14 protein-coding genes and 1 tRNA gene are annotated in these 22,423 nt (G+C 40.2%); 10 read left to right on the forward strand and 5 right to left on the reverse strand.

Going from position 1 to position 22,423, the window contains the following annotated elements:
- Nucleotides 1-372: 372 nt before the first annotated feature.
- From leuS to J1N10_RS18145, 3 genes are all read left to right on the forward strand, one after another.
- A complete protein-coding gene (gene leuS / locus J1N10_RS18135; RefSeq protein WP_262328152.1) occupies nt 373-3,156 on the forward strand; it encodes a leucine--tRNA ligase in 2,784 nt (927 codons plus the stop codon).
- 132 nt (nt 3,157-3,288) lie between these two features.
- Nucleotides 3,289-4,158, forward strand: a complete 870-nt coding sequence (locus J1N10_RS18140; RefSeq protein ID WP_262328153.1) for a YitT family protein — start codon at nt 3,289-3,291, stop codon at nt 4,156-4,158.
- A gap of 108 nt (nt 4,159-4,266) precedes the next feature.
- Entirely contained in the window at nt 4,267-5,541 is a 1,275-nt protein-coding gene (locus J1N10_RS18145) for a peptidoglycan DD-metalloendopeptidase family protein (protein ID WP_262328154.1), read from the forward strand.
- A gap of 49 nt (nt 5,542-5,590) precedes the next feature.
- Here the strand turns inward: J1N10_RS18145 and purN are convergent, their stop codons facing one another.
- Nucleotides 5,591-6,157, reverse strand: a complete 567-nt coding sequence (purN, locus tag J1N10_RS18150) for a phosphoribosylglycinamide formyltransferase (RefSeq protein WP_262328155.1) — start codon at nt 6,155-6,157, stop codon at nt 5,591-5,593.
- A 172-nt stretch (nt 6,158-6,329) separates the two neighbouring features.
- On the opposite strand from purN, the gene J1N10_RS18155 reads away from it, so the two are divergent.
- The 6 genes from J1N10_RS18155 (at nt 6,330) to J1N10_RS18180 (ending at nt 11,997) form a co-directional block, all read left to right on the forward strand.
- Nucleotides 6,330-6,566, forward strand: a complete 237-nt coding sequence (locus J1N10_RS18155) for an acyl carrier protein (protein ID WP_200466673.1) — start codon at nt 6,330-6,332, stop codon at nt 6,564-6,566.
- 28 nt (nt 6,567-6,594) lie between these two features.
- Complete coding sequence (fabF, locus tag J1N10_RS18160) at nt 6,595-7,842, forward strand: beta-ketoacyl-ACP synthase II (protein ID WP_262328156.1); 1,248 nt, start codon at nt 6,595-6,597, stop codon at nt 7,840-7,842.
- Nucleotides 7,814-8,590, forward strand: coding sequence for a ribonuclease III (gene rnc, locus J1N10_RS18165; RefSeq protein ID WP_262328157.1), 777 nt, complete (start codon nt 7,814-7,816; stop codon nt 8,588-8,590). The genes fabF and rnc overlap by 29 nt, the downstream gene beginning before the upstream one ends.
- An 85-nt stretch (nt 8,591-8,675) precedes the next feature.
- Nucleotides 8,676-10,259, forward strand: a complete 1,584-nt coding sequence (locus J1N10_RS18170) for a sensor histidine kinase (protein ID WP_262328158.1) — start codon at nt 8,676-8,678, stop codon at nt 10,257-10,259.
- Nucleotides 10,232-10,915 (forward strand): response regulator transcription factor RprY, encoded by a 684-nt coding sequence (rprY, locus tag J1N10_RS18175; RefSeq protein ID WP_200466669.1) that lies wholly within the window; start codon nt 10,232-10,234, stop codon nt 10,913-10,915. The genes J1N10_RS18170 and rprY overlap by 28 nt, the downstream gene beginning before the upstream one ends.
- A 95-nt stretch (nt 10,916-11,010) precedes the next feature.
- Entirely contained in the window at nt 11,011-11,997 is a 987-nt protein-coding gene (locus J1N10_RS18180) for a GSCFA domain-containing protein (RefSeq protein WP_262328159.1), read from the forward strand.
- Between the two features lie 48 nt (nt 11,998-12,045).
- Here the strand turns inward: J1N10_RS18180 and gcvH are convergent, their stop codons facing one another.
- From gcvH to thiL, 4 genes are all read right to left on the reverse strand, one after another.
- A complete protein-coding gene (gcvH, locus tag J1N10_RS18185) occupies nt 12,046-12,423 on the reverse strand; it encodes a glycine cleavage system protein GcvH (RefSeq protein WP_262328160.1) in 378 nt (125 codons plus the stop codon).
- A 258-nt stretch (nt 12,424-12,681) separates the two neighbouring features.
- The gene (gene sov, locus J1N10_RS18190) at nt 12,682-20,046 is read right to left on the reverse strand and encodes a T9SS outer membrane translocon Sov/SprA (RefSeq protein ID WP_262328161.1); all 7,365 of its coding nucleotides are present in this window, start codon (nt 20,044-20,046) and stop codon (nt 12,682-12,684) included.
- Between the two features lie 22 nt (nt 20,047-20,068).
- Nucleotides 20,069-20,650 carry a Holliday junction branch migration protein RuvA gene (gene ruvA, locus J1N10_RS18195; protein ID WP_262328162.1) on the reverse strand — a complete coding sequence of 194 codons (582 nt, stop codon included), beginning with the start codon at nt 20,648-20,650 and terminating at the stop codon, nt 20,069-20,071.
- Nucleotides 20,651-20,744: 94 nt separating this feature from the next.
- Nucleotides 20,745-21,794 (reverse strand): thiamine-phosphate kinase, encoded by a 1,050-nt coding sequence (thiL, locus tag J1N10_RS18200; RefSeq protein ID WP_262328163.1) that lies wholly within the window; start codon nt 21,792-21,794, stop codon nt 20,745-20,747.
- Between the two features lie 555 nt (nt 21,795-22,349).
- On the opposite strand from thiL, the gene J1N10_RS18205 reads away from it, so the two are divergent.
- A tRNA-Met gene (locus J1N10_RS18205) sits at nt 22,350-22,422 on the forward strand.
- Nucleotide 22,423 lies beyond the last annotated feature (1 nt).

Here is a 22,423-nt window from a genome sequence, read left to right on the forward strand (position 1 = left end):
TATATTCATTCATGGATATCAAAGGTAGTTGAAAAAAATGTTATGGAACTTGAACGGCGTTCAAATAAGAAAACAAAAAAGTTAAGCATTACGGATGTCATCTATATAGGCAATAAATAAATTATAGATGACATCTATATCTTCGGTCTCCTATCTTCTGCCTCAATAACAAATTGTCCTAAATCATCACATTTCCCAACCCTGTATCCCTCATCCTTTTAATAAGTTTTACTAATTTCGTATTTTGAAAGAAAAATCCTAAAGGTGGAGTTGATTCTGCGTCCCGATAGCTATCGGGATTGCGTCATCTGAGGGAAGTAAAAATGAATAGAAGAGAATTGTGCGCAAGTCGCATTAAGTCAATAAAATATCATGGAATACAATTTTAAAGAGTTAGAACAAAAGTGGCAAAAGCACTGGAGCGATAGCAAGGTTTACAAAGTGGAGGTGGACAACTCTCGTCCAAAATACTATGTGTTAGATATGTTCCCTTATCCATCGGGAGCGGGATTGCACGTAGGTCATCCACTCGGTTACATCGCTTCTGATATTTATAGCCGCTATAAGCGTTTAAACGGTTTCAATGTGTTGCACCCAATGGGCTACGATGCCTACGGACTACCTGCTGAACAATATGCGATTCAAACAGGTCAGCACCCGGCTATTACCACAGAAAATAACCTGAACCGTTACCGCGAGCAACTCGATAAAATTGGTTTCTGTTACGATTGGGATCGTGAGGTGAAGACCTGTGACCCCAACTATTACCATTGGACACAGTGGGCCTTTATTCAGATGTTTAATCACTACTACTGCAACCAGGCTAAGCAGGCTCGTCCAATCGCAGAACTGGAGCAGGTGTTTGCAACAACCGGGACTGAAGGTTTAGACATCGCTTGCAGCGAAGAGTTAAACTTCACGGCTGATGAGTGGAAAGCCAAGAGTGAGAAAGAGCAACAGACTATTTTATTAAACTATCGTTTGGCTTATTTGGCTGATACCATGGTGAACTGGTGTCCGGCTTTAGGAACTGTTTTGGCCAACGATGAGGTGAAGGAAGGTTTGTCGGTGCGTGGTGGTCATCCGGTAGAGCAAAAAGTAATGCGTCAGTGGTCGTTGCGAGTATCTGCTTATGCTGATCGCTTATTAACCGGACTGGATAATGTGGACTGGAGCGATTCGTTAAAAGAAATACAACGTAACTGGATTGGTCGTTCGGAAGGTGCTGAGATGACCTTCAAAGCCAAAGATTCAGACGTAGAGATGGAAATCTTTACCACGCGTGCGGATACTGTGTATGGCGTAACGTTTATGGTGTTGGCACCTGAAAGTGAGTTGGTTGATCAATTAACTACGCTAGAACAACGAGCTGCTGTTGATGTTTATATTGCCGAAACAAAAAAACGTACCGAGCGTGAGCGTATGGCTGAGGTGAAAAAAGTAACTGGGGTATTCTCTGGTGCCTATGCTATCAACCCATTAACCAACGAGGAGATTCCGGTGTGGATTAGCGACTATGTATTGGCAGGCTACGGAACAGGAGCCATTATGGCAGTGCCGGCGCACGATTCGCGCGACTTTGCTTTTGCCAAACATTTTAATTTACCAATCCGCCAGGTGGTGATTCCTGTTGGATCTGAAGAAACGGACCCGGCAACATGGGAAGATTCAATTGACTCGAAAGAAGGAACGATGGTTAACTCGGGCATCATCGATGGACTGGATGTGAAAGAGGCCATTGCCAAAACCAAAGAATATATTGCCGAAAAAGGCATCGGTAAAGTGAAAGTGAACTACCGTTTGCGCGATGCTATTTTTAGTCGCCAACGTTATTGGGGCGAGCCATTTCCGGTCTATTATAAGGATAATATGCCTTATATGTTGGATGAATCAAAGTTGCCTTTGGAGTTACCTGAGATTGATAAATATTTGCCAACAGAACAGGGTGAACCGCCATTGGGTCGTGCCAAAGGTTGGGAAACAGAAGAAGGTTATCCTTTGGAATTAAATACCATGCCTGGTTTTGCCGGTTCATCGGCGTATTATTTACGTTACATGGATCCTAAAAACGACAAGGCCTTGGTTGGTAAAGAAGCCAACGAGTACTGGCAAGATGTTGATTTATACATTGGTGGTACCGAGCATGCCACTGGTCACTTGATTTACTCACGTTTCTGGAACAAATTCTTGTTCGATATTGGTGAAGTCATTAAAGACGAGCCATACAAGAAGTTGATTAACCAGGGAATGATTCAGGGACGTTCAAACTTTGTGTATCGTAAAAAAGGAACCAATACTTTTGTTTCTTATAACTTGCGTAAAGAACATGATGTGCAGCCAATTCATGTGGATGTGAACATTGTTCGCAACGATGAGTTGGATATGGAAGCTTTTAAAAAGTGGAGTCCTGATTATGCCAATGCCGAATTCATCCTTGAAGATAGTAAATATATCTGTGGCTGGGCGGTTGAAAAAATGTCCAAGTCGATGTATAACGTGGTGAACCCGGATACCATCATCGCGGATTATGGAGCAGATACATTGCGTTTATACGAGATGTTCTTAGGTCCATTGGAGCAGTCAAAACCGTGGGACACCAACGGTATTGATGGCGTTCATAAGTTCTTGCGCAAAACATGGCGTTTATTCTATAAGGATGATGCTTTTGTAGTTAGCGATGAGAAAGCCACACCGGATGAATTGAAAGTGTTGCACCGCACCATTAAGAAGATTACCGAAGATGTAGAGCGCTTCTCGTTCAATACTTGCGTGAGTGCCTTTATGATTTGTGTCAACGAGTTGAACGATTTAAAATGTAACAAGCGCGAAATATTAGAACCACTATTGGCCTTGTTAGCACCCTTTGCACCTCATATGTGTGAGGAGTTATGGCATAACTTAGGTAATACTACAACCGTTTGTGATGCGAAGTGGCCGGAGTTGAATGAAAGCTTCTTAGTGGAGTCATCGGTAACTTACCCGGTGTCGTTCAATGGTAAGATGCGTTTTAAAATTGATTTGCCTGCTGATATGAATAATGCAGATATTGAAAAATCGGTGATGGAACATGATTCTGCCGCCAAATGGTTAGAAGGTAAAACGGTTCGTAAAGTCATTATCGTTCCTAAGAAGATTATCAATATTGTTGTAGGTTAACAGTAATAATAGAATAGTATACGAAAGCCTGCAAGTTTTTTTCTTGCGGGCTTTTTTTAAGCTTTTAACAACAACTCATCGGATGAACATAAATGACTTGTCATATTCATCGGATGAGTAAATAAGAAGATCATGCAAAAGAAAACAGCCATTTTAAAGGAGTTGCGGAGTTATTTTATGCTCACACTTGGGTTAGTGATCGGAACCCTGGGGTGGACGGCCTTTCTAATTCCTGCTAAAATTGTGGGTGGAGGCTTAACCGGTATCGCCACTATTATGTATTTAACCATGGGCTTTGATATCGGATTAACTTCATTGGTGATCAATGCTTTTCTGATTCTTTTGGCCATGCGTGTGTTAGGTGCCTCATTTGGTATTAAAACAATCTATTGTGTATTGGTTATGTCCGGTTTGTTAACACTGTTTCGTCCCCTCTTTGAACAGCCAGTGGTTTCTGAACTAATGATGAATGCCATCATTGGAGGAATGCTGGCAGGATTAGGTGCCGGAATTGTTTTTGTCAATGGTGGCAGCACCGGAGGTGTTGATATCATCGCCATGATTATTAATAAGTACAAAAATATCAGCTTGGGACGTCTTCTGTTGGGGATGGATGTGTTGATTATTACATCTTCTTTCTTCCTGGTTCAAACGTCGTCTATCGAAACAGTAGTATACGGTTTTATGACCATGGCTATTCTGGCTTACACTGTTGATTTGGTGATATCGGGTAATAAACAAACTGTTCAGTTCTTTATTATTTCTAAGAAACCGGAAGAATTGCGCAAGTCGGTTATTTTTGAAGCTGAGAGAGGGTTAACCATTTTGCATGGCAAAGGTGGTTACTCTGGTGAAGACCGCCAGGTGCTGATGGTGATTGCCCGTAAAAGTGAAACGCAGGAGATATTCAAGGTGGTCAAGCAAATTGACCCTGATGCGTTTATAACTGTAGGTACTGTGATGGGAGTTTATGGACAAGGGTTTGATAAGATTAAAATTTAGTATTGTATATGTTTAATATTTATGAAGTGCGCTTGAATAAACTTCTGTCTACTGGCTAAAAAACTAATCAACTATTATTAACTTGCATGCACTTCAAATAAAATTCCAATGACCAAAAAGAAATTAATTACGATAGCTGTGGTAGCAATTCTTGTTATTTCGGCAGTTTATTTTACTTTTCATCGATACAATCACCCACGTTCAGTTGTAACCGAAGAAACCTTGGATTCGATTGCGGTGATTGAAATACCGGAGCCAGAGTTGCTTTATGGTTTGCCGGTTGATTCATTTCAGATTGAAGAAAACAAAGTCAAGCGCAATCAGTTTTTGGCCGATGTATTCCTGAAAGCAGGTGTTGATTATCCAACCATTAATACCATTGTTGAAAAGACCAAGCCGGTTTTTGATGTGCGAAAAATTAAAGTGGGCAATCGATATACTTTGTTTTATAGTAATGATTCACTAAAGCAACTGAATCATTTTGTTTATGCTATTGACAATACGGATTATGTGGTGGTGTCACTGGCCGATTCTATCCATGTCTATCGCGATGTGAAAGAAACGCGCAATGTTCCAAAGACGGCAACTGGTGTTATAAACTCATCGTTGTGGGTGACGATGACCGAGCATGATATCAATCCGCTATTGGCGATTGAATTATCAGAGATTTTTGCTTGGACAGTTGATTTCTTTGGTATTGAGAAAGGGGATAATTTCAAGGTGTATTACGACGAGCAGTATGTCGACAGTGTAAGTATTGGCATTGGAAAAATTCATTCGGCTGTATTTCATCATCGAGGCAGGGACTATTATGCTTTTAGTTATGCCGAAGATAGTGTTGAGCATTTTTTCGATGAACAAGGACAGAGTTTACGTAAGGCATTCTTAAAAGCGCCGTTGAAGTTCTCGCGCATTAGCAGCCGCTTTTCGAACAGTCGATTGCATCCGGTATTGAAGATTCGTCGTCCGCATCATGGTATTGATTATGCAGCTCCAACCGGAACGCCTGTTTATGCCTTGGGAGATGGGCGTGTTATTGCCAGAGCGTATCAAAAGCGAGGCGGAGGTAATTATTTAAAGATAAAGCACAATAGTGTATATACAACCGTTTATATGCACTTGCATGGATTTGCAAAAGGTATTACAAAAGGTACGTATGTAAAACAAGGGCAGCTAATAGGGTATGTGGGTTCTACAGGCTTGTCAACAGGGCCACACCTCGATTTTCGGGTATTTAAGAATGGAAAACCTGTCGATCCATTGAAAATTGACGCACCGCCTGTTAATCCGGTAAAAGAAGAGAACATGCCGGCTTTCACCATGTTTATAGAACCACTGAAGCATCAGTTGGATTCGTTGCAATTGCCGATAATTACTGAATAGTCAAATATGAAGAGATAAAATAAAGAAGGAGCCTTTCGAGCTCCTTTTTTTATGCCTTTAAAATTTCTTCTATTGCAATAGGAAAGTATTTATATTCGAGGGCATGTACTTTTGAGGCCACATCATCTGCCGTGTCGTTGGCTTCTAAATTGCATTTCTCTTGTCGTATAATATTTCCATCATCATACTTTTCGTTGACATAGTGTATAGTAATGCCTGATTCTTGCTCGTTATTGGCAACCACAGCTTCGTGCACATGTTGTCCAAACATACCCTTGCCACCATATTTTGGTAATAAGGCCGGATGTATATTAATAATCTTATCAGGAAATGCATCTACATAAGCAGATGGAACAAGCCATAAAAATCCGGCCAACACGATTAAATCGGGTTGAATAGCCTGAATATCGGTTAAAACTGACAGGTCTTCGCGAAACTCTTTTCGACCGAATATTTGACAAGGAAGGTCGAGGTTTTTGCAACGCTCAATAACATAGGCGTTTGGGTTATTGGTGTAAACCTTGCTTATTTCGACCTTTGTATTTTCTTTAAAATATTTAACAATGTTTTCTACATTTGATCCAGAACCGGATGCAAACAGAACTATCTTTTTCATTTTCTTGTAATTGCAGACTTTTAAAAAAGTAAAAAACTATGACAAAAATAGGTAAAAATGACCATGAAATGTCATTTTCTTTACACGAAGTTTGAATTATTATCCACAAATGTATTTCTTTGCAAAGTTGTTTAAGAACATTTTTTAGTATTAATTTAAAAATCTTAGAGCTATGTCAGACGTTGCATCAAGAGTAAAAGCAATTATCGTAGACAAATTAGGAGTTGACGAGACTGAAGTTACTCCAGAAGCAAGCTTCACTAATGACTTAGGAGCTGACTCACTTGACACTGTTGAGTTAATCATGGAATTCGAAAAAGAATTCAATATCGCTATTCCAGACGATCAGGCTGAGAATATCGGTACTGTAGGTGACGCTGTTGCTTACATCGAAGAAAACGCAAAGTAAGAAACTGTAGGATACTTTAAAAGTAGTTATGGAGTTAAAAAGAGTAGTTGTTACGGGGCTTGGTGCCATCACTCCGCTAGGTAATACCGCTAAGGAAACCTGGACCAATATGGTAAATGGAGTAAGTGGGGCTGCACCTATTACTCATTTTGATGCCGCTAAGTTTAAAACACAGTTTGCTTGTGAAGTAAAGGGCTTTGATCCAAAAGACCATTTCGATCGTAGAGAAATGCGTACTTTGGATTTATTTGCCCAGTATGCTATTGTTGCTGCCAATGAAGCTATTGCTGATGCAAAGCTTGACTCAGAAGACATCGATAACAATATGGTTGGTGTTATCTGGGGGGCAGGAATCGGTGGTATAAACACTTTCCAGGCTGAAGTTGAAGGTTATGCAAAAGGGGATGGAACACCACGTTTCAATCCTTTTTTCATTCCGAAAATGATTGCTGATATTGCGCCAGGACATATTTCGATGAAATATGGTTTCCGTGGGCCTAACTTCGGTACGATTTCGGCATGTGCATCATCAACTAATGCCATTGCCGATGCGTATAATTTAATTCGTTTAGGTAAAGCAAATGCGTTTGTAACAGGTGGTTCAGAAGCTGCTATTAACGAAGCCGGTTTAGGTGGGTTTAGTAGCATGAAGGCGATTTCTACCCGTAATGACGATCCGAAAACAGCCTCTCGTCCATTCGATAAAGGACGTGACGGTTTTGTGATGGGAGAAGGTGGTGCTTCTATTATTCTTGAAGAATATGAGCACGCCAAAGCACGTGGTGCTAGAATCTACTGCGAGTTAGTAGGTGCTGGTATGACGGCTGATGCTCATCACTTAACCGCACCACATCCTGAAGGACTAGGAGCTAAGAGAGTAATGCAAGGTGCTTTGTCAGATAATGGTATTGACCCTACCGAAGTTGACTACATTAATGTGCACGGTACTGCTACACCACTTGGTGATGTTGCAGAAACGAAAGCCATTAAAGAAGTTTTCGGTGAGCATGCCTACAAGTTGAACATCAGTTCAACAAAATCAATGACAGGACACTTACTTGGTGCGGCCGGAGCTGTTGAAGCAATGGCATGTATCATGGCAATTAATGATGGGGTTGTACCTCCAACAATTAACCACTTTGAAGACGATCCAGAACTTGACAATGCGCTTAATTTAACTTTTAATAAAGCGCAGAAGAGAGACGTTAAAGTGGCATTATCCAATACATTTGGATTTGGTGGTCACAATGCATCTGTTGTATTTAAAGCATTGTAGAAAAGCTGTGATTAAACCGCTTTTGCACATTATAAAACTTTTCTCTCTACGGAGGGGAAAGTTTTATAGTTTTATAAAAAAGGTAACCGGAATAATTCCGGGTGATATTTCTATTTATAAACAGGCCTTTATCCACAAATCAGCTATGATTAAAGGAAAGGATAGAAGGTTTGTTAATAATGAACGTTTAGAGTACCTGGGAGATGCTATGTTAGGCGCTATAGTGGCTAATGTGCTTTATAATCGTTTCCCTAATAAGAACGAAGGCTTCTTAACCAAGACCCGTTCGAGAATTGTTAACCGCTCCCTGCTTAACGATATTGCCCTAAAGATGGGGCTGGGTGATTGGGTGAACGCGCAATCAAAAATTGACATTTCACAAACCAGTATTCTTGGTGATGCTTTGGAGGCATTAATTGGAGCTGTGTATGTAGATAAGGGTTATGAGGTTTGTGAGAAATTTGTACTAAATCAGATTGTCCTTGAATATGTGGATTTGAAGCAAGTTGCTAAAAAAGACAGTAACTACAAATCGCTCCTTATCGAATGGGGACAAAAGCACAAGCAAAGTGTGCATTTTATTACCGAAGAGAAACATATTTCAGAAGGGGCAGCACCTACCTTTATTGCCAGAGCTGCTGTGGAAGGAGAGGTGATTGGACAAGGCGAAGGTTTTTCGAAAAAGGAAGCCCAACAAAATGCCGCCAGAAATACACTTAAAGAACTGCGATTACGCGAAGCGAAATAGGTGATTAACATGTCTTTACAAAAAAGTGCTGTTAATTAATGTTAATATGCGCGGATAATCATTTCAGCCTGCTATTTTTGTTTTCATGAGTAAAAAATTCATTCTTGGACTAACCATCATAATGGCCATCGCATTGGTTGGTATTACTTACATTCAAGCCATGTGGATTTTAAATGCTTCTACGATTGAAGAAGAGCAGTTTGACCAGGCTGTTCGTTCAGCCTTAGACAACGTTATTGTGCGCCTTGAGAAAGATGAAGATATTCGTCTGGCTCGGGTATCGCAATTTACTAACCCCAATAGTAAGGTGCCTGCTAGTTTACGTAATGAGAATAAATATTTCAAAGGAAAAGAGAGGCAAGCAGGTGAAGATGCACAGGATTATCGATTTGAGCTGAATCTAAATGCAACCGGCGTATATAGTTTCTCACAATATAAAAAAGATTCTTTAGTTACAACCTTTCAGGGACGTACACAATTTAGTAGTGTTGAGCGTATTGATCCTTTTAGTGGCGCCATGACAGCCATACAAAATGATATGCGTCGCAGAACTGAAAAGCAACGCGAAGCCCAGGTGAAGTCATTAATTCAGGATGAGCCCATTGAAAATCGCATTGACATCATACGATTAGAGGCCTATATTTTTGAAATGCTTGAAGCCAAAGGGATTGTATCGCCGTTTGAGTTTGCAGTAATCAATTCCAAAAAACAGTTAGTTCATCAAACAAAGAATTATACCGATAGTGAACCTGATGAACTGTATACTCAACTATTATTCCCCAATGATTATCACCAGCAGGCCAATTACTTAAAGGTAATGTTTACCGAGAAGCCCAATCCAATATTGGAATCGATGGGTTTGGTTGTACCTTCAGCTGCATTTACCCTCATTGTCATCCTTCTCTCTATTGTAACGATTATTATTATCGTACGTCAAAAGCGCCTGGATCAGATAAAGAACGACTTTATCAACAATATGACGCATGAGTTTAAAACACCAATCTCAACTATATCATTGGCGTCGCAAATGCTGAAAGATGGTTCGGTGGCTAAAACACCAAAGACCTTGCAGCATATTTCAGGTGTTATTCAGGATGAAAGCAAACGTCTGAGTTTCCAGGTTGAGAAGGTCTTGCAAATGGCTATTTTCGAGAAAGGCAAGTCAGGTCTCAAGATGAAAAGGCTCGATGTAAATGACCTGATTCATCATGTGACGAATAACTTTCGAATAAAGGTTGAGAACCAGCAAGGCAAGATAATTGAGCGTCTGGAAGCAAAAAATAGCATTATTACGGTAGATGAAGTGCATTTTACAAATGTTATTTATAACTTGCTTGACAATGCCGTTAAATACAGGAAGGGGGCTCCTGTTCTTTACGTCAAAACATGGAATAAGAACAATGGAATAGTCATTTCTGTTAAAGATAATGGCATGGGGATATCAAAGGATAACCTCAAACGTATTTTTGAAAAGTTTTATCGCGTACCAACAGGAAATGTTCATAACGTAAAAGGTTTTGGTTTAGGCTTAGCATACGTTAAAAAGATAATCGATGACCATGGTGGACAAATTTCTGTTGAAAGCGAAATTGAAGTTGGTACAAAATTTGACATTTTCCTACCTCTAAAAAACACAAAAGAATGGAAAAAGAGTATAAAATCCTCCTAACCGAAGATGATGAAAATCTAGGTATGTTGCTTCGTGAATATCTAGAAGCAAAAGGTCTTAAAACTGATTTAATGCCTGATGGCGAAGAAGGTTATAAAGCTTTCATGGCCAATAAATATGACATTTGCATCCTGGATGTGATGATGCCTAAAAAAGATGGATTTTCATTGGCTAAAGATATTCGAATGGTGAATACCGAAGTGCCTATCATCTTTTTAACAGCCAAATCGCTTAAAGAAGATATCTTCCAGGGATTTAAAATTGGTGCCGACGATTACCTGACAAAGCCCTTCAGCATGGAAGAGTTATTGTTCCGTATTGAAGCTATTTTACGTCGTACCAAAGGAGGTAATGCTGCTCAGGAGTTTTATCAGCTTGGAAAATACAAGTTTGATACGCAGAAGCAACAATTAATAGAAGGTGATAACACCATTAAGTTAACCACCAAAGAATCGGAGCTGTTAAAGTTGCTTTGTACCAACGCCAACAAAGTACTGGAGCGTAATTTTGCATTAAAAACCATCTGGGTAGACGATAATTATTTCAATGCAAGAAGCATGGATGTATATATCACTAAACTACGCAAGCACTTGAAAGATGAACCAAGTGTTGAAATTATCAACGTACACGGTAAAGGATATAAGCTAGTCATGTAATTAGCTGAAGATATTTATCAAGCCGTTTAACCTAGTGTTAAACGGCTTTTTTTGTTTCTCTTCTTTTCTTATTTTCGATAAATATTAGATTTAATATGGATAGTTTCAGAACGGAAGTAAAAGTACCCATCAGTGACAAGCTGATTAAATACGATGATAAGCTGCTGTTTATCGGTAGCTGTTTTGCGACCAATATTGGCGACTATTTTAAAGCGAATTGCCTTAATGCAATGGTGAACCCCTTTGGGGTTTTATATAATCCATTTTCAATTGCCAATTCGTTAGAACGCCTATTGGGTGGGCAGTCTTTTACAAGCGTAGATGTATTAGAAAAAGACAAGGTTTTTCATTCATTTTATCACCATAGCCAATTCAATGCAAATGATGAGCAAGCCTTTCTTAATTCGGTCAATTCTTCGTTTACAAAGAGTGCAGCCTTCCTAAACACTGTTGATACCTTTATAATCACCTTTGGAACAGCATGGGTGTATGAGCACAATGAATCTGGAATGATCGTATCCAACTGTCATAAATATCCGGCAGCTGATTTTAGGCGCTTTCGACTATCGGTTGATGATATTGTGCATCGCTACCAGAAGCTAATAAAGCAGATTAAGGCGCTTAATCCCAAAGTGCGTTTTCAATTAACGGTTAGTCCGGTGCGCCATTGGAAGGACGGAGCGCATGGCAATCAGTTAAGCAAGTCTACGTTGTTATTGGCAATAGACAAGTTGGTTGAGGAGTTTGATTGTGTTGATTACTTCCCTGCTTATGAGCTTCTGCTGGATGAGCTGCGCGATTATCGCTTCTTTGCAGATGATATGTTACATCCTTCGAAAAAAGCAGTGGAGTTTATCAGGGCCAAATTTATTACTTCGCAGTTCGATGAAATGGGGAAGAAGGTACTTCAAAAGTTAGAGAAGTTAAATCAGGCAGCAAAGCATCGTCCGTTTAACCTGGAGTCGGATGCTCATCAGGCTTTTGTGAAAAATAACCTGGCTAAACTTGTACAAATGCAGCAACAATATCCAACGCTTGATTTATCAGTCATCCGTTTGATGTTTGAAAAGCAATTGATATAAAAAAAGCGACCGTTAAGGTCGCTTTCATATACTTTGTGGTTATGTCAATTAACCGATAACCTCTTTGTATTGCTCAGCTGTTAATAAGCTATCTAACTCAGCTGTATCAGCAATCTGAACTTTAATCATCCACCCACCTTCAAATGGTTCCTTGTTTACCAAGTCAGGCTGATCTTCTAATTCAGGGTTAACTTCAATTACTTTACCAGAAATAGGCATGTACAAATCAGACACCGTTTTAACGGCTTCAATAGTTCCGAAAACTTCTTCTTTGTCCAACTCTTCGTCTTCTGTTTCAATTTCAACAAAAACGATATCGCCCAACTCTCCTTGAGCAAATTCTGTAATACCAATGGTTGCTACATCACCATCAATTAGAACCCATTCGTGGTCCTTTGTATACTTTAGATTTTCAGGTACATTCATGATTGAACGATTTATTTTAATTACGATGACTCAAATGTAAAGAATTTATTAAAATAATTCTATGTCATATGTATTAACTTATTGTTTTTAAGAAAGTAGTGTACTAATTAAAGTGCAGTCAATCAGTCGATAGAGTTTTTTGTTCAAAGGAAAACCCTAATAAAAATCATAAATAAAAGTTCGAACATGTCGTTTGTTAAAGTGTTGTATACTCTATCTCAATTAACGAAGTCAACAAAATCACCAAGCAGAATTAATCTATTGAGCTAATGAGAAACGGAAACTCACCCCAAAATTGGAGTTAGTGATAGGGTACGATAGCGAAACGTAAGGGGTATTAATGTTTGTATCGTAAAACAACTGCATATTAAAACGATCGCTTAATGCATAATCAGCCGTAAACTTCACCTTCGTAATTTTCTGACCTGATGTCAACTGGTTGTACTCTTCCTGAATTTTCCGGATAAAACTAATGTTATCCACAATGGAGAAATCGGCACGCAGGTTTAAATCGTTACTTACCGACTTCTGTTTGCTACCTTTGCCAAATATAAGGTTCATTTTATCGAAACGATAACCCAAACCAATCACAATCTCATCGTTGTAGTTCTCAATAACCTGATTGTTACCCATACTCAGGCTAAGTGTTCTCGATTTCTTAATTTCAGCACGTGTGGTAATAGCATTGGTCCAGGTAATATTAACCCCAATTAATGGGTTAAACTGCTCTGAAACGGTAATGGCATTAATATCATATTCTAATATCGGCCCATCCGCAAATTCTGGTGTTTGTGATATATACGCTCCCATATTATAAGTAGAACGATATGCGTGCGTGAGATCAAACGATTTAATAAGCTTTTTAAAAGCCTTAATCCTGGAAAAGCCATCGTAGGTTAGTCGCCAATTCGGTTGCATCTTTGATAAGCCTGGGAATTGTTCTGTAAAAATAGAATTAGCGCTCTTACCTGAATACGCCGCTAAAAAGGCCGGAATCAGCACATCCTGATCGTTAAGGTCAGTTGCCCCGATACGACTAGCGATTATCTGGCGATTGTTTTTAAATTCTTCAAACACATCGTAGTTTAAAGCTCCTGTTCTTGACGGTTTATCAAAGGCTGTGCGGAAGGCATTAAAGCTCATCGAGAAGCGCCCATTGGCTGTTCGTCCTGTGGCAGTTGAGCTTCCTCCAATATAATATTCATTAATGTTACGTTCATAGCTCCTATCGGCATTTAAGTCGATGCGAAGCCCACGGATAGGTTCTAGTGTCACTTTTAAAGAGAGGTCTTCACCGTGGGTCATTACATATGGGTTTACCATGGATTCATCATCCGTTAGCCAACCATTATTTGCTGCATCCTCTGCAAAGTTACGATCCTGCCAACCAAGAATAAACGGTAGACCTGGAGCTGTAAAACCTGCTGAAGAGCCCATGAAACTGGCTGTTGGCTCATACCCGGGCAAGATGGTTCCGTTTTGTTCTGAATACGATGCGCTAACATTTTTAGTTGACGTCAGTAAAAGGGCTGAATAATCAATGACCTTTTGGAATGGAGAATTATTCTCAGTCACTGTTCCGGTTACCATTATACGGGCATTATCCACCGATTTCTCAGGCGTGAACTCAACCTTGTTTTTGCCAAGTGGAGTGACTTCACCACGAACAGGCTTGCCAGTTGCGTCAAAGATACGCACTGATGTTTCTGTGGTTTTGAGTTTATGGTTGATGACCAGTGTTTCCCCTTTTTCCAGTTTGACATTGGCTTTATTGAAGCGAACCGTTCGTTTACCATCCTTGTTATTGTTTGTCCTTCTTCTGCGCGATGAGCGGTATTTTTTATCCAGCTCGTTCAGGTAATCAAACTTTTTATAGAAAGTCGTCATGTTCAACTGGCCATTACCCTGAATAACATTAGAGTTGCGAATGGTGTTTCCCCAATCCGGAGTTGTTTCACCTTCAACCTCCTGAAGTTGAGCTTGTGCCTGCCACTGATACATACCTCGATATTGTATATTGGCAGAGGTAAAGTCGAGTAATGGTAGTTTATTAATTGGGATGGTATAACTAACATCAAAATTATGCTGATAGGTTGTTGTACGTCCCATGCTTTGAATATTGCGCCAGACTTCATCGCGCCATTCATAATATGCATCGCGGTCACGGCCTTTGTCAACGGCACCTTCTGGTTCGTCGATACGTGCGTTGGTAACTGCTTTAAAGTTAAGTTTCAATGATTTTGTCAGATTGTATCGCATATCAAAATAACGGTTCCAGTCAAAATCTTTGGATACTGTCAGTTCTGGACTGATAGGCGAACCTGTATTATTTCTTAGCTGTATCTCCCTGTATTGACGGTCAAACTCCCAGCGATAGGAAATCTGATTCGGCAGATAGTAAAAGTTGAAATCGCGAATTAATGCCAGGCTTTTGCTATTAACAGCCTTTTTAAATGGCTCAACAGCTTTTGGGCGAGCATTGTAATTATAGGCCAGAATACCACGATAATTCTTGTCTGTTGAATGGTCCGTATCTACGTCGTGTTTGGTTGTTTCGTTGTATGAGTAAGTAGCCGATATATTAGAAGGGCTATAGAAATGAACTTTGTCTTTTTTAGGTATTAGCTTTACATTGGTGAAGTTAACGCTCTTGCGCTTAATCACATTTTGCGACATGGCTTTAATTGAATCGCGAGCAGCTTCACTTTCTGCATTATCAAGAGCCACCTCCAGGGGAATATCTGGATCGAGCGGATAATATTTAGGACTGGCCACCGATTTTGAGTAGCCAAAATAGAATGGCATGCTCAAGGCCGATTCAGGTCCTAATAATTTTCCTAGTTCAAGGTTGGTGGCAATGTCGTATTGATAAAAATCTTCCTGACTGCGTTCCTGTACGTTTTGGTCGATGCTACCCCAACCAACGGTACTTTTCTTACCGGCGACCGAGAGGTTACCCAAATCGGCCAGTTTAACCGACATGCGTGCGTTGGCTGCCCAACCTCCTTCTTCGTTAAAATCTGTCAGGCGAAGCTCGTTCATCCATACTTCAACCGACCTGCTTTGAGAACCTCGTGTACGCACACCCATCGTGATGGTGCGAATGTTACTTAGGTTGGGATTACCCTTAACAGATGCAAAGTTTGTTGGATTATCCGGATCTGGTATTGTGTAGGCTTTGGTAAATGATACATCTGAACCTTCTACGCGTTTTTCATCGTTGCGCCGCAGCTTAACTGTTTGGAATAAGTCCAGCGGAATGTTCATCTCATTTTCTTCCGGCCACACTATGTAGCGGTCTTCTGTCAAATTGTTGTTATAAGAACCTTTCGGTGTTAGCTTCAACGGAATTTCATATTCGTAATAGTTATCGTTGTAGTCACTACCAATTCGAATGAAGGCCATCATTTCGTTGTTGAGCAAACCCTGGTCATCCACATCTTCGGCGTGGATAAACATTTTCATGCGTTGATACTGGCGAATGTCAATGCTCACATTCTTATATACTGCCCGGGCATCGCCACCACCAAGGTCTTGTACTTTTAATAATAACGATTGCTCATTTAACTCTCTTAACTGTGGGTTGGCCGGGTCAATTACACGATCAATTCCAGGAGGCAAAACATAGTTAACGGGTGTTTTTTCAGAGTTTTCTTCAATATTTACAACGGATACTTCAAATTCTGTACTGGCACTACTAGTGCTGTTTTCGTATAAGGACTCGTCAAACTTACGCCAGTCGCCTTTAATCAGATCAAGGGTTGCCATACGAAGGATGGTAGTATCTTTAAATCCTCTCATAAACATACGCATAAAGCGAATGCTTCGTAAATCTTTAATGGAACCAATGGTTTGATCGGGGTTTTGAATAGGAATACGGAATAAATACCAATTTGCCACTTTTCCATCATTATCTTCTACATCACCCACGCGGCTATCAACAATGTATTTGTTCGCTTCCACACTCATGGTGTTTTTCGAAATGGGCACTTCATACTGAAAATAACTTTCGTACTCACTTAAAGTGTTGTCATTGTTAATGTCTTCCATGTCAGGCAATGCCTTGGAAGCTCGTTTAGTGCCGTCACCTTCATATTCCGAAGGTAGTGAGTTGCCTTCAGGGCTGTTGAAGTTTTTATAGCGATCCAGAATGCTCGTTTTATTCTCATCGTGCGCTCCACCAAGGTAGTACAGGAAGTCATCGGATGCCGGGTCTTCCATTAGCTTGGCCCTGGCTGCTTCTGATAGATCAGCACCCATACTCTCTATTATATCCAGGAAAGGATAAGGATTTTTGCGATAGAAGTAGCGTTCCGCATCCGAGTTCATACCATTTAATCCAACATCTTGAGCCAGACGTGTAGCCGGATCGTTACTAAAGCCATTCACCAGGTTTTGCTTGCGCGATACATATCCCCATTGAGTTGAATCCACATCAAATGGTTCGCCTGGCCCAGGTAGGCCATTCTCAAATGATTTACGGGCATCGCGTAAGATATCCTCAGAGATATTACCAAGGTTAAAGTAGATGGTACCATCGTTTTGATCAATGTTGTCGTCGTACACATAGGGATCCATCATCCAGAACTCAATGTACTCAATGTTGGCTGCTTCAAAGTCATTTACATCAATCTGACGCATCATACCACCCCAACGCTCTTCAGGATTTTTAAGGGTACCATCGTAATTAATACCATGTCCAAAACCATCAGCAGTAGGCCCTGTGCCGGCATCAAAGTTATATGGCCCACGTTCCTTAGGGTAGTAGGCAATGTTTAGCACTGACAGGTTGGTTGGCTGCCCATAGGCTGCTTCACGATTTGGGAAAATTTCCTGTTCAAACACCTGACGGACGAAGTGGTTCTTTTGTTGGTCTTCATCACCTTTAATATGACTTGGTGTTTGTGTGCTGGTGCGTAAAAACAACGGGTCAATGGTGTACCAGGCAAAGCGTGCCCGATTAATACCATACTTAAGGTCATCAATCAAACTGGCTTCAGGGAACAAATCGGTTTGGTCCTGTGGTGTACTGGCTAATTGCCACGCCAGCCAGTTGCGCATATCGTAGGGCACCCGGGTCCCTTCAAAGTCATCAATGTATGAAGTACCTGATTCGTCAATTACATTAGGGTGACCCGGAATTAACTGGGCAAACTCGCCTTCAAATGTTACGCTCGACATTTCTTTGGTTTCCACCAACGGAAGTTTGTCAATTAATTCGGTAATACCCATCGATTCGGTATAGAACGAGGTGTTTAAGCCCCAGATAGTGTTGGCAATCGGTTCGTCACCAATGTTTACCTTTTGCGTAAGAGGGCGTTCGCGAAGGTGCATTAATGTACCACCAATATTGAAGTTTTCATTAAACTGGTAGTTCATATGCGTTCCCATCAGTGTTTTGGTTTGCAAGGCAAACAAGGACTGATTTTCGAGCGATACCTGAATTGGTGTGCCTGAAGAAAGAATACCCTGGTTGATGATGCGTACACGTCCAAGGGTATAATCAACAGTATAATCGGTGTTTTCAACCAACTTAATACCTCCGGCAGTTACAATAACCGATCCTTGCGGAATGTTCATTGCATTTAACGATATTTCGGAACCAGAGCTTGATTTAAATCGGCCTTTTAGTTTGTATTTATTGACGGAGGCATCTTGTTCAGCAATTATTTGTGTTTCATCATATAATGACTGAAAGACGTATTTTTTATAAAGAGGATCATTTTCGTTACCAACAACATTAAGAACTTTCTGCATGTTACTACCAAAAGGTTCCAGGACAGGGAAGATAATACGGCCGTTATCCGGCTTGATTGTTAGGCTTTCAACGTAGTCAAAAATACCATCTGGCTGATAATCGTTGTTGGTGTTCAGGTTGTCCAGATTCATCAAACGGATAAATTGCTGACCTAATACATCATTTGGCCCTTCAGGCATGTAGTTGATATCACCACCTGTACTGTCGTTGGTATAGGTTACATTTAAAATGAAATCTTCGCGATTAACCTGATAGGCATTAATGGAGTAGATGTTTTTCATCATTAAGTCCCAGGTCGGACTAGGCTTAGTTACGCCATTAACAGAATGGTCACCCGGAGACAGGTTTGTGGGTTTAATTAACTTAAGGAATAGCGCATTTTCTGCTTCATTCTGAGTGTTGGTAAATTCACCCACCATATAGCTTTGTCCATTGTAGGTGTATTCGTATGCCACGCAGAGTACCTCGTCAGCGTTCAGAGATGTGTTAAGCGAAATGTATCCCAGTTTCGATTGAACCGAATATTCAGTGTCAGATAGTTTACGAGCATTTTCAAGTTTCTCGTATTCTACCACATTTTCAATTACACCATTTAAGGTGGCGGTTACCTGGTTGATGTCGCGAATAGCCGAATAAGTGGTGTTCATTTCATCAAACAGGTTGTTGGCATCGTTGCGTGGTGATACATTAGGTGTGCCGCTCCAACTACTATTAAATGTATTAAGCTGGTTTTCACCTAAGTCAACAAAACCAACAACGTTTCTGGATTCATCAACATCGCTTCGGTTGTTCGTTACCCATACTTCAATACGCGTAATGTTAATAGCACTGTTGATTAGTGGTAGTCTTTTTAAAGCATCGTTATATTTGTCTCTAAAAAACTTACTCAGGAAGAAGTGACGGTTACGATCGTACTGGTCGGCATGAATTTCAAATTCCTGTGTTTCAGCACCGCCTTCAATGCTCATGACCGATGTTTCACCTTTCTGCTGCGAGAAAATGCTGGTGACCGTTAATTTTCCAAACTGCATCTCAGTTTTAACACCAAACAGACTTTGACTACCCGTAATTAATGTCCCTGGTAAGGGTAAAGTGACATTACCAGCTTCCACCTTTTTAAGGATGTCGTCTTCGCCACCTTCATACTCCAAATTGATTTGGTTTTCGAAATCGAAGGTAGCCTCCGTGTTATAGTTTACACCCAACTTCAGTTTTTCACCAATGGTACCAGTCAGGTTCATCTGAATTTTTTCCTGAAAGTCAAACGTAGTTGTTTTTCTTAAGCGCTCCTGAAGAGTAGGGTTATCGATTTTCGTGTGCTGAATGCCAACGCGCAATTCGGCCATTCCTTGCAGGCGCACGTTTATTGCATTACTTCCGAATATACCTTCGAACGCTTCACCACCCACATTTTTCCACATTTGATTGAATGCTGAGTGCTCACTGTATTGTTCCGATTCTTCCTGCTGTTTTTGGCGCCAATAGGAAAGGACTGATTTGCGGGTGTCGTAATCGAGGTAATCCTCCAATGGCATGGAGTAGGGCAGGCGTACATCCATGTTTCCCATCTTACGATAAATGGTTACATTACCTGATTTATAGTCGTATTCAGCCTTGTAATCCAGGTTAGAAGGATCATTTAAATCAATACCGCCTTGTTCTTCTTGTTCAAGAAGAGGATTTCCACTCTGGTCGTTAATCTTGTATTTTAAGTTAACGCGCTCGGTTGTGCGTGTGGTATCTGGTTGTTGATAAGCTATGTTACTATAGTTGCTAACGTTTCCATGCGACGATGAGGTTCCACCAATTACGAGGGTAATGGTTAAAACGAGGAAGGCAATCGTATATTGTAGTCTTTTTTTCAAAGATGAAATGTAATATATTGAATTACATAATTTTTAGCGCTTGCTTAATTAGCTCCTCCACTTTCATAGTTGGTGTTTGAGCTAATAATTTGTCAACAGCCTTTTGGGCACTTGACTTCGCAAATCCTAACATTACTAATGCAGATAACGCTTCATCGCGGATAGTATTGTCTTGATTAGCGAATAATTTTTGATCAACAGGTTCTTTACCTAATTTATCTTTCAGATCGACAATTACGCGTTGCGCTGTTTTAGCTCCAATGCCTTTTACTCCTTTAATAACATTAACATTGTCAGTCAGGATGGCCCCCCGCAATTCTTCGGGTGTTAAAGAAGACAGCATCATACGTGCCGTATTGGCTCCAATGCCCGAGACTGAAATCAGGTGGCGAAATAAATCACGCTCCGATGGTTCGGCAAAGCCAAAAAGAGAGAAAGCGTCTTCGCGAATGTTTTCATGTATAAAAAGCTGGGCTTCACTTTTCCCTTCGAGGCGAGAGAATGTATTTAATGAAATCTGCAGAAGGTAGCCAATGCCATTAACATCAATAACAACATGAGCCGGGCTTGATTCGGCAATTTTGCCGCTAATATATTCGTACATTTGAATTAGGTTATGCGATAAAGATAGAAATAATTGAATAATGAATAATGATTAGTGATTAATGCTCGTGTTTTTAATCACTAATCATTCACAATTAATCATTTTTCTTAATTGGGTTCCATCCCTGTGCTTGCAATTCTACTTCCTGATCGGCATTTGTCACCAGGTAATGGCCTTTGCTTTCTTCCGTTATATGACCAATGATATAAATATTAACATCACCGGCATCTTTAAATTTTTCATAGTCATCCTGGCTGATGGTAAACAATAATTCATAGTCTTCGCCACCATTTAGAGCTGTAACAGTTGGATTAATGCCCATTTCGTCGGCCAGCATCGATGTGGTTGGGTCAATTGGAATTTTATTCTCATATACACGACAGCCCGTTTTAGATTGTGTGCAGATGTGCAACAATTCGCTCGATAGACCATCTGATATATCAATCATCGATGTCGGAACTACATTTAGCTTGTCCAATAATTCAGTTACTTCTTTGCGGGCTTCAGGTTTTAACTGGCGGCCTAATATATAATCGTATCCGCTTAAATCAGGTTGTGCCTGTGGGTTATCGGCATAAACTCTTTTTTCACGCTCTAGTAATTGTAAACCCATATAGGCACCGCCTAAGTCGCCGGAGACACAAATTAAATCATTAGGTTGAGAACCATTGCGATAAGCCATTTTGCCTTCCTCACCTTCGCCTAATGCTGTTACGCTAATGGTTAAACCTGTTAGTGATGATGTGGTATCTCCACCAACCAGATCTACATTATAATAGTCGCAGGCTGCATAAATACCTTCGTATAATTCGTCAATTGCTTCAACCGACATTTTAGAGCTGAGCCCAAGTGAAACTGTAATTTGCTTTGGTGTAGCATTCATGGCGTAAACGTCACTGACATTAACTACTACAGCTTTGTAACCCAAGTGTTTTAGGGGTGTATAAGTCAGGTCGAAGTGAATGCCTTCAAGCAGCAGGTCGGTGGTTACCACTGTTTTCTTTTGTTGAAAGTCCAATACTGCTGCATCATCGCCTACTCCTTTTAATGTTGATGCATGTTTAAGTTTTATATTGTCGGTTAGGTGATGGATTAAGCCAAATTCACCTAATTGTCCTAATTCTGTTTTTTTGCCCTCGCTCATGTTCGATTTTTTGAATAACATGCAAAAGTAATCATTGAAAAAACGTGGCGCAACCGTAATAAAATATATTTAAAACACCTTTTAAAATCTTTTTACTCTTTTTGTCAAATGATGAAGAATTTTGGTACACCTATTGCAATTAGTAGGGCAGATTTTTTTCATAGATTTGGGTTTAGGTTATTGAAAAAGCCGGTTTTACAAACGTGTAGAGCCGGCTTTTTAACATTGTAGTGTGTGATTATTTCAACTATTTTAACAATTTATTTAAAATACCTTAAAGTTGAAAAAAATAGAATTTGTGGCATAGCACTTGCTTTAATCCTGACAGTAGATTTTTTTCATAGATTTGGGTTTAGGTTATTGAAAAAACGGTTTTGCCAACGGGTAGAGTCGTTTTTTTTATTGCTGTATTTGTCCTTGCAAATCTGTGGATTAACCAAAGAGATGCTAAGATGCAATTCTCAAATGCGAAAAATATATTTGCACATTAATTTAAAAGGTTCTATATTTGCATCCGCATTTGAGACAGATAACAAGCGTGTTATTAAGATATATTGCGGGGTGGAGCAGTTGGTAGCTCGTTGGGCTCATAACCCAAAGGTCGTCCGTTCGAGTCGGGCCCCCGCTAC

Origin of the sequence: Carboxylicivirga litoralis (assembly GCF_025499605.1) — a bacterium.
In the GTDB taxonomy this organism is placed as follows: domain Bacteria; phylum Bacteroidota; class Bacteroidia; order Bacteroidales; family Marinilabiliaceae; genus Carboxylicivirga; species Carboxylicivirga litoralis.